Annotated in this window: 14 protein-coding genes; 6 read left to right on the forward strand and 8 right to left on the reverse strand. The window is 64.6% G+C overall.

The features are described from left to right. Positions 1-19 precede the first annotated feature (19 nt). The 4 genes from CH305_RS14305 to CH305_RS14320 form a co-directional block, all read right to left on the reverse strand. Entirely contained in the window at positions 20-331 is a 312-nt protein-coding gene (locus CH305_RS14305; RefSeq protein ID WP_094704034.1) for a hypothetical protein, read from the reverse strand. Between the two features lie 5 nt (positions 332-336). After that, complete coding sequence (gene pepN / locus CH305_RS14310) at positions 337-2796, reverse strand: aminopeptidase N (RefSeq protein ID WP_094704035.1); 2460 nt, start codon at positions 2794-2796, stop codon at positions 337-339. Between the two features lie 25 nt (positions 2797-2821). Then, on the reverse strand, positions 2822-4225 hold the full coding sequence (locus CH305_RS14315) for an HNH endonuclease signature motif containing protein (RefSeq protein ID WP_094704036.1): 1404 nt from the start codon (positions 4223-4225) through the stop codon (positions 2822-2824). 69 nt (positions 4226-4294) lie between these two features. After that, positions 4295-5203, reverse strand: coding sequence for an NAD(P)/FAD-dependent oxidoreductase (locus tag CH305_RS14320; protein WP_094704160.1), 909 nt, complete (start codon positions 5201-5203; stop codon positions 4295-4297). 77 nt (positions 5204-5280) lie between these two features. On the opposite strand from CH305_RS14320, the gene CH305_RS14325 reads away from it, so the two are divergent. The 5 genes from CH305_RS14325 to CH305_RS14345 all read left to right on the forward strand — a co-directional run bounded on the left by CH305_RS14325 (position 5281) and on the right by CH305_RS14345 (position 7429). Next, positions 5281-5781, forward strand: coding sequence for a MarR family winged helix-turn-helix transcriptional regulator (locus tag CH305_RS14325; protein ID WP_052058693.1), 501 nt, complete (start codon positions 5281-5283; stop codon positions 5779-5781). Positions 5782-5850: 69 nt separating this feature from the next. Continuing rightward, entirely contained in the window at positions 5851-6192 is a 342-nt protein-coding gene (locus CH305_RS14330) for a nitroreductase/quinone reductase family protein (RefSeq protein WP_037153719.1), read from the forward strand. Positions 6193-6280: 88 nt separating this feature from the next. Further along, a complete protein-coding gene (locus CH305_RS14335; RefSeq protein WP_032401893.1) occupies positions 6281-6496 on the forward strand; it encodes a helix-turn-helix domain-containing protein in 216 nt (71 codons plus the stop codon). Between the two features lie 6 nt (positions 6497-6502). Then, positions 6503-7015, forward strand: coding sequence for a Clp protease N-terminal domain-containing protein (locus CH305_RS14340; protein WP_094704037.1), 513 nt, complete (start codon positions 6503-6505; stop codon positions 7013-7015). A gap of 33 nt (positions 7016-7048) precedes the next feature. Then, positions 7049-7429, forward strand: a complete 381-nt coding sequence (locus CH305_RS14345) for a phage holin family protein (protein ID WP_032380413.1) — start codon at positions 7049-7051, stop codon at positions 7427-7429. Here the strand turns inward: CH305_RS14345 and CH305_RS14350 are convergent. Both CH305_RS14350 and CH305_RS14355 read right to left on the reverse strand, forming a co-directional pair. Beyond that, on the reverse strand, positions 7426-8295 hold the full coding sequence (locus CH305_RS14350) for a 1,4-dihydroxy-2-naphthoate polyprenyltransferase (protein ID WP_037153715.1): 870 nt from the start codon (positions 8293-8295) through the stop codon (positions 7426-7428). The genes CH305_RS14345 and CH305_RS14350 overlap by 4 nt on opposite strands. 47 nt (positions 8296-8342) lie before the next feature. Further along, entirely contained in the window at positions 8343-9596 is a 1254-nt protein-coding gene (locus CH305_RS14355) for an Hsp70 family protein (protein WP_094704038.1), read from the reverse strand. A gap of 165 nt (positions 9597-9761) precedes the next feature. On the opposite strand from CH305_RS14355, the gene CH305_RS14360 reads away from it, so the two are divergent. Then, a complete protein-coding gene (locus CH305_RS14360) occupies positions 9762-13022 on the forward strand; it encodes a BTAD domain-containing putative transcriptional regulator (protein ID WP_256983750.1) in 3261 nt (1086 codons plus the stop codon). Here the strand turns inward: CH305_RS14360 and CH305_RS14365 are convergent. Together CH305_RS14365 and CH305_RS14370 are read right to left on the reverse strand one after the other, a co-directional pair. Beyond that, positions 13019-13852, reverse strand: coding sequence for an ABC transporter permease (locus tag CH305_RS14365; protein WP_094704040.1), 834 nt, complete (start codon positions 13850-13852; stop codon positions 13019-13021). The genes CH305_RS14360 and CH305_RS14365 overlap by 4 nt on opposite strands. Continuing rightward, positions 13849-14802: an ATP-binding cassette domain-containing protein gene (locus tag CH305_RS14370; RefSeq protein ID WP_094704041.1), complete on the reverse strand. Its 954-nt coding sequence runs from the start codon at positions 14800-14802 to the stop codon at positions 13849-13851. The genes CH305_RS14365 and CH305_RS14370 overlap by 4 nt, the downstream gene beginning before the upstream one ends. Positions 14803-14902: the final 100 nt, after the last annotated feature.

Raw genomic sequence — 14902 nt, forward strand, 5'->3', positions numbered from 1 at the left:
CTGGGCCCCGTTGGCCGACCTACCTGCTCACAATCAACGACGCCACCGCAGTTGCAGCGGCTACCGTGCCGACAGCCGGCCACGCACCGATTTTCTTCGCAAGCGGGTGCGAAGCGCCGAACGCGACGAGGTAGGTCCCGAGCAGTGCGCCGGCGCGAGCCGAGCCCGAGGATTTCTGCCACTGCGCTGTGCACGCCACGCCGACTGCCGCTAGGACTGCTCCGCCGAGTTGCCGATTGCCCGATTTCCGGGCAACAGCGAAGCCGCCGAGCAAGCCACCGGCGGCCAGGACGGAGGTGGTGATCGAGCGTCGAGCATCGTGGTCAGCCATGTTCGTCACCCTAGCCGGGCCTGGACTCGCAGACTCCGGGCCAGGTGGTCTCGCTGCTCGATCACCAAGCGCCGTAGCGCTGCCGGTGCCCACTCGTGGTCGGCGAGCCACGAGTCTGCGGTGTCGGTAGACGATTGCTGCGGAAAGAGGCGAACGACGATTCGCCGTGCGATCTCGATACTGCGTGAGGTCCACAACGACGAGATGGACTCGAAGTATCGGTCGTCGTAGGGCGCAGTGAGGTCCGGTCGGTGACCAGCCCCGAACCCGGTGATGAAGGCGTCGAGCACATCGTTGGAGATGTCCTCGCGTTCGGTGACGGCGGCCCACGCCCTCGCCTTGACGGCGGCGTCGGGGATCGCCGTCGACGCCGCAGTATGAGCGGTGCGTCCCGACAGGGTGTCGTCCGAGGCCAGTTCGCCATCGAGGTCGTGGGAAGTCGCGTGGCCGGTGGCGGCGAGTGCCAGCCAGAATGCCCAGCGGAGATCAGGATCGAGTCGCAGCCCCGCGATGGTGCGAGTGCCATCGAGCAGTGAGCGCAAATCCTCCGCCAGGAGGTCGTCCAGCTGCGCGGTCGATGCGACCGCACGCGCCCACACCAACTGTGCGTCGCTCCCGGGTTCGCTCGACTGCAGTTGCGTCCACGACGCATTCAGCCATTGCCGGGTGGGTTCGTCCCGCCGATCGTCACCGAGATAGTGCCCGAGCGTGAATGCCACGTTGGCCGTCACCGCGGAGAGAAGGCCGATCTTGGGCTCGTTGGGCGCAAATCTGGTTGCGACATCGATGTATTCGCGCGCAGAGAGCTCAGCGTCCCGGGTGGAGTTCCACAGCGCGGACCACACGAGCCCTCGCGCGAGCGGGTCGACGATGCGGTCGAGGTAAGCCTGCACGGTGGCGGTGGAGCGCTCGTCGAATCGGATCTTGGCGTAGGTCAGATCGTCGTCGTTGAGCAGGACCAGTGCGGCATCTTCGAAGTCGACCGGTGTTCGCGCTTCTGTGATGTCGAGTTCCCGGCGGTGGGTTCTCGTCAGATTCCCGTCCTCGTTCAGATCGTAGAGTCCGACGGCGATGCGGTGCGGCCGCGGATCCGTCTGCTCGATGGCATCACCTGTAAAGGACAGTGTGGACACGCCGGTGGTCTGCAGCCACGCGGCCGCCCAGGTGTCGAGATCGCGTCCGCTGGCGGTGGACATCTCGCTCAACAGGTCCGTCAGAGTCGTGTTACCGAAGGCATGGGTGCGAAAGTAGTTGCGGGAGGAAGCGAAGAAGGCGTCGGCCCCGACGAATGCCCCCAATTGCTTGAGCACGCTCGCGCCCTTGGCGTAGGTGATGCCGTCGAAGTTGAGCTTGGCGGCCTCGAGATCGGTGATGTCGGCAACGATCGGATGAGTGGTGGGGAGTTGATCCTGCAGATAGGCCCACGCTTTTCGGCGGTTCGCGAAACTGACCCAGGCATCGGTGAATCGGGTGGCCTCGGCCGATGCGTACGCACCCATGTAGTCCGCGAACGACTCCTTGAGCCACAGATCGTCCCACCACTGCATCGTGACGAGGTCGCCGAACCACATGTGTGCCATCTCGTGCAAGATCGTGTTGGCGCGAGCCTCGTACTGGGCTTCGGTTGCCGCCGAACGGAATACGTACGATTCGGTGAACGTGACGAGCCCGGGGTTCTCCATCGCACCGAGGTTGTACTCGGGGACGAAGATCTGGTCGTACTTACCGAACGGGTACGGATAGTCGAACTTGTCGTGGAAGAAGTCCAGGCCCCGCTTCGTGATGTCGAAGATGTCCTCGGCGTCGAAATGCTCGGCGAGTGAGGCTCGGCAATATGCGCCGAGAGGAACGGTCAGATCGCCTCGCGTCCATGATGATTCGACGCCGTGATACGGGCCGGCCGCAACCGCGGTGATGTAGGTCGATATGGGCAGGGTCGGGGCAAAGGTGGTGACTGTGTCGTCGGTGACCCCCGCGCGGTTGGACAAGACCGTCCACGCCGATGGTGCCGTGACCGTCAGCGTGAACGAGGCCTTGAGGTCCGGTTGCTCGAAGTTTGCGAACACCCGGCGAGCATCGGCCGGCTCGTACTGGGTGTAGAGGTAGACGCAGTCGTCTACCGGGTCGACGAAGCGGTGCAGTCCTTCCCCCGACCTGCTGTATCGCCCGCGTGCACGTATCCGAACGATGTTGTGCTCGGTGAGTCCGACCAGTTGGATGCGAGCGCCGTCGTAATCGACCTGAGCGTCGGTGCCGTTGACGGTGACCTCGTCGACAGCGGCACCGATGAAGTCGACCCATGTCGCTGCGGTGGTGGCGTCGAATTCGATGGTCGTGACCGTCTCGAAGGTATCGACATCCATGTCCTCGGCTCGCAGGAGATCCAGATGGACGAGATACTTCACCCCGTCGATGTGTCGCGATCGCCTGCGAGTTTCGGTCCGGGTCAGATTTGCGGTGCTCACCGAACCAACCCTAGGTGATTCGTTTTCACAGGGCGGGTGGGGTGAAGTAGTGATTTCCGAGTGGATCGACGATATGTAGGACTCCTTCCGGGAGTAGTTCGGTGCGCCACAGCTTCCGCGTTTTGAGGTTGTGGTGGAGCCGGCAGCGCGGACCGATGTTCGTGAGAATCGTCCAGCCGCCTTTCTCGGGTTGTTGTCGGTCGAATTCGACGATGTGGTCGAGGTCGCATCGTTCCGAAGGCACGTTGCAGCCAGGATGGAGGCAGTACGGCTGTTCGGCACGAACTCGCGCCGCGAGAGATCGACTGGGCGTGTAGCTCAGTGCACCCGGAGGCGGGAGTTTCATGCCCCCGTGGCCGTCGGGATACAAGGCGTGGACGCCGATGGGGTCGTGCCCGACGATGCCACGCCACCGTTCGATCAGCGTTCCTCCGCCCGGCCGCGATCGGGACACTGTGTCGGGCGGCACTGTGTCGGGCGGCGGTGTGTCGGGCACCGGTGTGCCTGGCGCGGGTGGTGGTGCGGCCGGTGGCATCGTGTCCGAAGTGGGACTCGAACTGTCGCTGGATGTTTCACCGGTTGCGTCGAAATTCGTGTCCGAGGGCTCGGTTGTCTCCGGACTCGGACCACCGGTCTCGTGGGTATCAGGGGCCTCCGGATCCGCCGCATCCCCGCGAGACACCTGGCATGTGGGGCACTCACACAGCAGTGCCTCGCTGCGCATCAATGCAGTCTGGGCGTCGCCTCGACGCTGGTCGTCCGAACGCGGATCCTCCGGGTGCAGACGCGTGACCTCGGCGTCGATCCGCGAAAGCTGTTCGTCGGCTTCGCCGTCGGTCATCATGGTGGTCAGGCTCGACAGTCCCCGTGCACGGCGACGAAGACGGATTCGCTTCTCGGTGCGAGCGGCACGCTTGCGCACCGCGCGGTCCCAGTCGGCGTCGGCCTCGATGAGCAGTCGGTCGATCTCGCGGCCCAAGGTGCTCGGAGCCATCTCCCGGGCGGCTTTGAGAATTTCGGGCTCGAGAGCGACGACCGTCTCCGGCCGAGCATGAAGCAGATGATCGTGGATCGTCCTGACTCGCTCCAGGTCGAGCGCACCGTCGATGAAACCCTGACGCACGAGAGGGCGCAGTTGACGCCACATCTGCAGCTTGTTGTTCACAGCGGCGAAGGTGGATGACAGAGCCGCCGCCAGTTCGCAGATCGCCGAGCTGAACAGATCTTTCTCGGTCACCCCGGTGTCCCACGGTGATGCGCATGCCGTTCGATTTCGGACATAGTGGTCCATGAGGGCGAGTTCCGACGCGACGGCAGCGTTGATCCTCCGACGCGCGCCCAGAACGTCGGCGAGCGCGGAATGTTCGTCCGTCGTCCACGCCGCTTTTCGTAGCCCCATGTCACCCCCCAGCGACCGAAGATCGAACACGTATTCGACCTCGTTGCCACGAGCGTAAACCAGGGCACCGACACATTCCCCGGCCCTGTTGGAAGGCCCTCAGAGCGCGCCGACGGCGCGAGTCACATCGAGTTCGAGGAGGTAGTGATTGATGGCGATCGCTGCCTTCGATCCTGCTGCTGCCGAATTGATCAGCTGGGCGGGAGAATCCGAGACGTTCCCTGCAGTCCACAGGCCGTCGACACTGGTGAGTCCGGTCGGGTCGGTAGCGACCCAGCCGTCGTCGAGGCGGGAGCATCCGATCGGAGTCAGCAGCATGTCGTTCGGGACGAACGTCGGGCCGACGAACACGACTGTTCGAGGAACGACGGTCCCGTCGGACAGCTCGATGCCGACGACGCGACCATCCCGCACGACGACTCGGGCAACGGGCGCGTCGACGATGTCGACGGACCGAGCGTCGAGTCGGAGGCGTTCGTCGTCGCTCAGTTCGATGCCGTTGGTGAAGAAGACGACGTCCTCCGACCACTGTCGAATCAAAGACGCCTGATGGACCGTGAACGGCCGGTTGGGACCGCCGACAACGGCAATGGGCTGATCCCGTACTTCGTAGCCGTGGCAGTACGGGCAATGCAGAACCCCCGAACCCCACTGCTCTCGGACGCCGGGGATGTCGGGTAGTTCGTCGCGAAGCCCGGTGGCCACCAATACCGATCGGGAAGTCAGGACCGTGCCATCACCGAGGTGAATCTCGAAGCCGTTCTCGATTCGAGTTACGTTGCCCTGCAGTATCTCTCCGTCGTACCGGAGAACCTCCTGGCGTCCGGCCTCACGCAAGTCCCCAGGTGAGGAACCGTCGCGGGAGAGAAAGTTGTGAACATGGTCGGCAGGAGCGTTGCGCGGCTCTCCGGCGTCGACGACGATCACCCGCCGGCGTGCCCGCGCCAAAAGGGTTGCGGCACTGAGCCCGGCCGGTCCGCCGCCTACGACTACGGTGTCGTATGTCAAGAGCACTCCTCGAAGTCGATGGGCTGGAGTGCGAACGTAGCAGAACTGTCAACTGGTTAACAATATTGGTGGTGACGATGACCGATGACTCGCTCCGCGAGCTGACCTGCGCACGGTGGACCGAGTTCAATCCGGAACTGGACACTTCGCCGATGCAGGTGGTGGCCCAGATCAAACGAATCGTCGCGCTGCTCGATCTGGCCGTCGAGCCGATATATGCCGCCGCCGATGTCTCCGTCGCCGAGGTGGAGTTGATGGTGCCCCTTCGTTATGCAGTCGAGCAGGTGACCGCGGTGCGGTTGGCGGAGTTGCTCGGAATGACTCGCGCCGGGGTGAGCAAGGCACTCGCCAAACTCGAACGCCGCGGATTCGTGGATCGAGTGCCCAGCGCCGAAGATCGACGGTCTGCTTCGATCACCCTGACCGATCGGGGAAAGGGCGTTGTCGACGAGGTCTTTCCTCGCGAACTCGATGCTCACGGACGTCTGTTCGACGCATTGGGTGCGCAGCGGACACTTGTTCTCGAGTCCCTGACCGCTCTCGCCGAGTCGATGGAGGACGGTGTGTCATCGCTGTGACGGCTCGGTCGACCTGCTCGAGGGCTACGCTCGCGGGCAGGTGCGGGAGCGAGCTCGGAGGAGCGCACGATGAATACATTTCAGAAGTCGGCGGCAGCGTTCAACAGGGTTTTCATGGTCGTGATGAAGGCACCCGTGCTCGACAGGGTGCTCGGACGGTCGATGGGCATCCTGACCTACACCGGCCGAAAGTCCGGCAAGAAGATCTCACTGCCGCTGGCTATCACCCGGAAAGGTGATCACCTGAAAGTCAGGGTGGCGATGCCGGACAAGAAGAACTGGTGGCGAAACTTCACGAACGACGGCGGTCGCGTCGACGTCGATCTCGGCGGCGTTCGGTACACAGGCCTCGCGACGGCGACTCGCGACGATCGCGGGCGAGTGTTCGTCGACATCGCCGTGGATCACTGAGCGCCGCCCGAACTCTGTGCCGGATCTGCCGGACTCCCCTGTCAATCAAGGTTGACAGAAGTCGGTCTGTCAACCTACATTGACGAGCATGACCGAAGCCACTGCACTTGCAGCCGCAGCCGCCAGTCCCGATCCGGGGGAGGGGCTGCGTGCGGTAGCGGCTCTTCGACGGTTGCTCGAGCGGCTGGAAGCCGTTCAGGTTCGCACCGCCCGCAATCAGGGATGGTCGTGGCAGGCGATAGCGGACTCGCTGGGCGTCAGTAGGCAGGCGGTCCACAAGAAGCACGGCGGAAAAGGAAGGTAGACAATCATGTTCGAGCGATTCACCACGTCCGCCAGAGCAGTCGTGCTGGGTGCCCAGGGGCAAGCGCGGGCACTGCACTCGCCACGTATCGAGCCCACCCATCTGTTCCTCGGTGCGCTCGCGGTCGCCGAAGAGCCGCTGAAGAACGCGCTCGCCGAGGCCGGATTCACCGTCGATGGCGTACGCGCGGACGCGCAGTCTCAGGATGCGCGTGCGCTGAGCTCACTCGGGATCGACCTGGACGCCGTCCTGACGACCGTCGACGCCGCCCTGGGTTCGCACGCCGTCGACGGGGCGCAAGCGGACGGCCTGAATCACATACCGTTCGCGCCGTCGGCCAAGGAAGTATTGAAGCTGTCGCTGAAGGAAGCCGTCGAACGACACGATCGCAAGATCGGCGTCGAACATGTACTTCTCGGTTTGGTTCGAGGTGCCGATCCATGGTTCACCGAACTGGTGCAGCGGCATTGTTCGCTCGATGAACTGCGATCGACGGTCCTGCTCGTTCGGACGCCGTAGCCGCCCGACGCCGCGAACCCTACGATGGCGGCCATGAACTTTCTGATTCGGCTCGTGATCAACGCTGTTGCCATTTGGGTCGCCAAGGAATTCGTCGACGGGATCACCGTCACCAGTTCGGGTCGCGGTGACGGGTGGGACATCGTGGTGCTGCTCGGTATCGCAGCCGTGCTCACGATCGTCAACGCGTTCATCAAGCCGATGGTCAAGCTGCTCTCGCTGCCGTTGCTGATTCTGACTCTCGGACTGTTCACTCTCGTGATCAATGCGCTGATGCTGCTGTTGACGGGCTGGTTGTCGTCGCAGACCGGCTACGGCCTCGAGATCGTGGGATTCGCCGCTGCGTTCTGGGGCGCGATCATCATCTCGATCGTGAACTTCCTGCTCGGCGCGTTCGTGCCCGACAAGCGTTAGGCGAAGGCCAACGCAACACCGGTGCTCGCGCCCCAGACGAGCATCGCCAAGCCCGAATCGCGCAGTGCGGGAATCAGTTCGAACCCGTGCGCACCCTTGCGTACCGGGGAGTTCGCGCGAGCAGCGAAGGGGAGCGCCAGCAGGCCCACCAGGGCCCACGGAGTTCGGGCAATCAGAACCACCGTCATCGCGAACGGCACCACCAGCAATGCGAGATGCAGGTAGCGAGTGCGGGTGTCGCCCAATCGCACTGCAAGCGTGAGCTTTCCGGATTCGGTATCGGTGGGGATGTCCCGCAGGTTGTTGGCGACGAGTACGGCGCTCGAGAACGATCCGACGGCCACCGCGGCCAACACTCCGGCCCAATCTATCTGCTCTGCCTGCACGAACTGCGTGCCGAGAACCGCGACGAGTCCGAAGAACACGAATACCGCGATCTCGCCGAATCCGCTGTAGCCGTACGGCTTCGAGCCGCCGGTGTAATACCAGGCACCGGCTATGCAGACCAGGCCTACGATGACCAACCACCAGGCACTGGTGGCAGCCAACGCCAATCCGGCCACGGCTCCGATGGCGAAACAGCCGATGGCGGCCCTCTTGACCGCGCCTGCGGAGGCCGCCTTGGAACCGACCAGGCGCAAGGGCCCGACTCGATCGTCGTCGGTGCCGCGGATTCCGTCCGAATAGTCGTTGGCGAAATTGACGCCGACGATCAGGGCCAGCGAGACGATCAAGGCCAGCAGCGCCTTCCACCACACCCCGGCGTCCAGGGACACGGCTGCACCGGTACCGACCAGGACGGGAGCGATCGCGTTCGGGAGTGTGCGCGGTCGCGCGCCTTCGATCCATTGCGCAGTGGTGGCCATGAGCGACGATCCTTCCGTATCCGCTCGACGGACGAGAACGCGGCCGGTCAGAACGGCAGGCGCGGCAACACCGGTAGTGGGATGACGGGCATCTGGACGCCGGGAATCTGTGGCAGCGGCACCGTCGGTGCCGGCGCAGGTACCGGTGGGTTGTAGTGCGGTTGGTACTGAACATAGGGTGCCGGGTCGGCAGCAGGCGGCGGCGCGGAAGTCGTCGTCGGGGCAGGCGGCGGGACGTCGGGTGTGGGTGCCGTCGTCGAGGTCGTCGTAGTGCCGGCCACAGGCGATGTGGTCTGCGAAACGCGCTCGCCCACGCTGGCGGGGGTACTCAGCGGTTGGTCTCCCTCGCTGGACCCGATAGCGGTGAACAGCCCGATGGCCGCGATGACGCCCGCGATCGGCAGCGCGATCATTCCCAGCCGGGTCAGTGCCGGTCGGTGTGAGACGAGGGGCGGCACATGGGCCGCGTCCACGTGGGTGGCGTGCACAGCCGCTCCGCCGGCGACCACCAGCTCCGGCCGATCCGGGACGATGACCGGCAGCTGCAGAAAGCGTTCCAGCGTGGCCCGGACCAACGGAACATTGGAGGTTCCACCGATGGCGACGACGGCATCGGGATAGAACTCGGCTTCGAGACCGAGTTGGCGTACCGTCGCGGCGGCCTGCTCGGTGGAGCGCGCAATCGACAACTCGAAGATGTGCCGCTCGAGGAGGACGTGCTCCCCGTCGGGTGTGCTGGTGGTCTGGTGCGTGGACAGCGCTTCCTTGATTCCTCGGCAGAAGGCCGTCAGTGCACTCTCTTCGTCGGGAGACTGCGGCGGTCGCACGATGCCGAGACCGAGGATGTGCTCGCGGACGACAGCGTCGAACGCGCTACCGCTGATGGCGGTGGTGCGCGTCGAACCGTAGGAGCGGCCGGATTCGACGTCCACGATGTCGATGCCGACGCCTGTGTCTCCGGCGTCGAACAGTGCGATCGTTCGGTGGTGTGACGGCAGTCCGGGCCGCAGGTATTCCAGTGCCGCGCCGGTTTCGTCGATGAGGTGCACGTCGGAGACGTACTCCTCGGCCAGGGCGGCGGCAATCTGTGCCCGCTCCACGGGGGTGCGGTGGGCGACGCCCAGGGACTGCGGTGCGTCGGGCCGATCGACGATGCCGCGGACCACGCGCGCGACGTCCTCGGCGGAGGGGGAGAGCTGCCAGTCGTCGAACGGGGTGCCGTCGCTCCAGGTGCCGTCTTCGGTGGTCCGGGCCGTGCGGATGCCGCACGTGCCCAGTGACACACCCACGGACGAACGCATCGCTTCTCCGGCCTCTCCGATTCGATGACGGGGATCAGGTGTAAATTGCGCGCCCTCGAGTCAGGCGACGAGGTCACTCTACCGTCTCACGGTTTGGTTAGGGTCTCAAAACAATCCAAACGTCAATTCGAAGCGTTCGGCCCAGCGGCCTACGATCTGAGGACAGTGCCCCACGACATCGCGTATCCCGAGACGACGCACCTCACGGCCGAACTTCCGGTGGTGGGGATCCTCGGCGTCGTGACGACCGTGGTCGACGGCAGTCCCGTGCCGGTATCGGGTACCCGGGCGCAGGCCCTGCTGGTGGCGTTGGCGCTGGATCCGGGGCGGGCGCGGTCCTCGCAGGGGCTCATCGAGGAGGTGTGGCCCGGCGAGCCTCCCCGATCACCGAAGAATGCTCTGCAGACACAGATCTCTCGACTGCGATCGGCGCTGCCCAGCGGCGCTCTCGAGAGTGGGCCCGGGGGATATCGGTTGGTTCTGAATGCCGAGGACATCGATCTCGGCCGGGCCCGTGCTCTGACCCGCGGCGCAGAGGGCCACCTCGCTCAGGGGCACTTCCAGGATGCACTCGACCTGGTCGTCGAAGCCCTCGGTCTGTGGCGCGGTGAGCCCATCGACTCCGTTCGGGTCGAGGCCGACGCGGTTGGGATGGCTCTGAAGTCGCTGCAGGTCGCGGCCCTCCTGGGTCTGAGAAGATACGGCGACGCTCTGCCGCATGCGCAGGCCCGCGCGGCCGAGGATCCAGCCGACGAGCGTGCTGCCGCCGACCTCATGCGCGCGCTGCACGGTGTGGGCCGACCCAACGACGCGCTGACGGTGTTCGCGGACTTGCGCAACTATCTGGCCCAGCGGTTGGGAACGGATCCCTCGCCCGCGACGACCGCACTGAATGCCGAAATTCTCGGTCACGACGCGCCGAAGGTGCTGCAGACCATCGGGCTTCGTGCCGCACCCAATGCCTTGATCGGTCGAGGTGACGACATCGTTGCGATCGAGGAGTTGCTGCACACTTCTCGCGTCACCACCGTCCTCGGTCCTGGCGGCGCGGGCAAGACGCGCATCGCACATGCCCTGGGTCATCGAGCTGCCGATTCGATGCCGGTGGCGTTCGTCGAATTGGCATCGCTGCGCAGTGGCGAGGACGTCGCCTCGGCGATCGGAGCCACCCTCGGATTGACCGAGGCGGATTACACTGTCGGCAGTCTTCAGGTCGCCCGGGTGCACTCGATTCACGAGCGTCTGGTCGACGTCTTCTCGACTCGCCGAGGTTTGTTGATCCTCGACAACTGCGAGCACGTGATCGGCGAGGTGGCTGCAGTCGTGGACGAGCTCGTGGCTGCGACGGATCTGGTGACGGTATTGGCGACCTCCCGTTCGCCGATGGGGTCGACGGCCGAATCGGTGTTTCCGCTGCCCTCTCTCGGCATGCTCGGCCCGAATTCGCCTGCTACAGAGCTCTTTTGCGTCAGAGCTCGTGCAGTTCGCCCGTCCGTGCGACTCGATCCCGGCGCTGTCGCGGCCCTGTGTCACACCTTGGACGGCCTGCCCCTTGCCATCGAGTTGGCCGCAGCGCGAGTGAAGTCGATGAGTGTGGAGGACATCGGCACGCGGTTGCACAAACGATTCGCGCTGCTGCGATCGACGGACCGAACCCGTCCGGAACGACATCGAACGTTGCACGCGGTCATCGACTGGAGTTGGAATCTGCTCGACGGCACAGAGCAGGCAACTCTTCGCCGGCTCTGTCGCTTTCCTGCGGGCTTCGATCTCGACGCCGCGCGAACGGTGGCGGAATGGTCCGAGGTCGAGGATGTTTCGTTTGCGCTCGACGGTCTGGTGAACCAGTCCATGCTCACCGTTGCCGAGACGTCTACGGGCGTGCGTTACCACATGCTCGAGACCGTCCGCGAGTACGGCGAGGAGCAATTGGACGCGAGCGGGGAGGAAGAGCAGGTCGCACTACGCCTGCGAGCCTGGTCGACTGCGGTGTCGACGAGGATTTCCGCAGGCTATGCCGGCGGGCGTCCGGCCGAGATGGTTCTGCTGCTCGAGGCGGAGCACGACAACCTGCTCTCCATGATGAGACATTCTTTCGCACATGATGTTTCGGGGCACGTCTGCACTCTCTTCTCGGTACTGGGCTACTTCTGGGCCATGCGCGGCGCGCATTCCGAGGTGCTGAACTGGGCCGACAGGGTGCAGAGCAGTATCCGCCGCGGGATCGCAGAAACACCCGACGACAACGCCGTCATGTGCATGCTGGTTCTGGCGGCGCATTTCGCCTACGGACGACAACTGCGCCGGGTAGCCCGAGTTCGAGTCGATCTACGAAATCTGTTGCGCCACAGAACCGACATCGCACCGGGGTTGCGGTTCAATGCCGAGGTGCTCGTGCACCACATCGGAGGGCGAGGGTTGGCCAGAAAACTGGCTCTTGCCACGCGCTCCGAATACGGCGACGTTCGCTGCAACGCGTACGTGGTTCGCGCGATGCTCGCTCAGAATTCGGGGCGATTGCACGAGTCGATTCGAGACGGTGAGCGCGCTCTCGGCATCGCGCGTAGTCGTGGTGATCTGTGGGCAGTGGGGTCCACCTCGCAAACACTTGCCAGCTCCTACGGTCTGGCAGGCGATCAAGCCACGGCCGCCGAGTACTACCGAACCTCCGCCGATGTCATGTGGACGATGCATGCCTACGAGGAGAGCATGCAAACCCGAACCTTCCTGGCAATGGCCCTGATCGGAGCGGGTCGGGTGGACGAGGGGCGGGCGCTGGTGGAGGAATTGGCGTCGGGAGGTATGGCGCAGGACTGGAGCCCGGGCAATTCCGGTGACACCGCTGATCCGGGGCCTGCCCACGATTCCGGCGCTCGGTGGGATCGTGCGCAGCAGCAGTCGACGTCCGCGTCGTTGACTGCGGCACGGGCAGCGGCGGACGTGGAAGACGGTCACGTCGAACGAGGTTTGGCGCAATTTCGGGAAGCATTGGCCATCGGGGGCTGGCCATCGCAGGACGCGAGCGATCCGTTCATGACGATTCTGGTGTGCGCGGCCGTCGGAGCGCATGTATTGCACGGTCGTGCGGCGGAGATGCGCGAAGCGGTGGGGGAGCTGGTGCGCACGCCGTGGAATGCGTTGGTGCCTGGCGGTTTCTACGATATTCCGATGCTCGGCGCTGTTGCGTGCGCAGTGGGTTCGTTCGAGGTGCAGTGCGGGGACCGCGAACGTGGAGTTCGGTTGCTGGCCGCGTCGGACCGGGCGGTGGGTCGCCAGGATTTTCCGTCGATGCGCATCGATCGGCACGTGGCCGCAGCCCGCGCGATTGTCGGTGACCCTACGGTCGACGCCGGTATCGCGCGGGCTGCTGGTATCACCAGACATGCTGCACTGCAGGAGATCTTGAGTTCGCTACCCGTGTCCTAGGCCTTGCGCATGTACGACTTGACGGTCAGTGGGGCGAAGACGGCGACGATGACCACGGCTCCGACGAGTGAGTACACGACGTGAATACCGAAGTGCCCGTTGTTCGCCAGCTCTCGGACCGCCGTCACCAGGTGTGAGACGGGGTTGACGTCGGCGAAAGCCCTCAGCCAGCTCGGCATCGTGGAGGTGTCGACGAAGGCGTTGGACAGGAACGTCAGCGGGAACAGCACCAGCATCGAGATGCCCTGGACCGAGGAGGCTTTGCTCATCAAGGTGCCCAGCAGTGCGAATATCCAGCTGATCGCCCAGGCGCAGAACATCACCAGCAGGACGGCTCCGGCGAGGCCGAGAAATCCTCCGGCCGGGTGGTAACCCATCGCGAACCCGGTGAGGAAACAGACGACCGCCGCGATGAGGTAGCGGATGACGTCGGCCATCAATGCTCCTGCAAGCGGCGAGATTCGGGCGATCGGCAGAGACCGGAATCGGTCGAAGACGCCCTTGTCCATATCTTCTCGCAGCTGTGTGCCGGTGACGACGGAACCGGTGATCACCGTTTGCACCAGGATTCCGGGCACGATCATCGGCAGGTAGGACGTGACGTCCCCGGCCACCGCGCCGCCGAAGATGTAGCTGAACATCAGGGTGAAGATCACCGGTAGCAGCACCACATCGGTGAGTTGTTCGGGATTGTGTCGGAGCTTGAGCAGCCCGCGATATCCCATGGTGGCGGACTGGGCGGCGGTACGGGCCAGGCCGATGTGGCGGACGACCGGACGGTCGGCGGGGTCGATGTACGTCGAAGTTTGCGGAGTGAGAGTGGTGGTCATGCTGCGTCCTCGTCTGCGCTCTTGCCGGTGAGGGTCAGGAATACCTCGTCCAGGCTGGGTTTGGTGACGGTGATTTCGCTGACGTCGATGCCGAAGTCGCGCAGTCGAATCAAGATGTCAGGGGTCATCGATGTGTCGGTCATGGGTGCAGTCAGACGAGCAGACGCGGGGCTGACCGACACGTCGGTGCCCAGTTGCCTCGCAACCAGAGCTCGGGCGTCGTCGATCTGGTTTCGGTCCGCGAGAGTCAGGGACAGCGCCGAGGTGCCCACTGAGGACTTGAGCCCGTCAGCGGTGTCGTCGGCGATCACGCGGCCGTGATCGATGACGGCGATGCGATCGCACAGTTGGTCGGCCTCGTCGAGGTACTGAGTTGTCAGTAGAACGGTCGAGCCCGCCGCGACGAGCCGACGAATGGTGTCCCACATCTGGGCTCGGGTGCGGGGGTCGAGCCCGGTGGTCGGCTCGTCGAGGAACAGCAGCGGCGGTGCCGAGATCAGGCTCGCGGCCAGATCGAGGCGCCGCCGCATGCCACCGGAGAACAACTTCAACGGTCGCGACGCTGCGTCCGTCAACTCGAATTCCTCGAGGAGTTCGACGGCTTTGGCTTTGCTGTCGCGTCGACTCAGGCCGAGAAGCCGGGAGAAGACGACGAGATTCTCGGTCGCGGTGAGATCCTCGTCCACCGATGCGTACTGACCGGTGACGCCGACGAGCGACCGGACCGCGGTGGCGTCGGCGACGACGTCTCGGCCGAAAACTCGGGCCGAGCCGCCGTCGGGTCGAAGGAGGGTGGCGAGCATGCGGACCGTTGTGGTCTTGCCCGCGCCGTTGGGGCCGAGGACTCCGTAGACCGCCCCGGTGGGGACGGTCAGGCTGACACCGTCGACCGCGCACTGCTTACCGAATGTCTTGACGAGGCCGTCGGCCTCGATAGCTGGTGTGGTCATGGGACAACAATCGCCCCGACCGCTTGCACGACGCGTACGTCGCGCTTGCGTCACCTTTCATGTGCCGCGTGGTGTCACCTCGTGCGTGGTGTCACCTCTT

This window comes from Rhodococcus sp. 15-649-2-2 (assembly GCF_002258645.1).
Classification (GTDB): domain Bacteria; phylum Actinomycetota; class Actinomycetes; order Mycobacteriales; family Mycobacteriaceae; genus Rhodococcoides.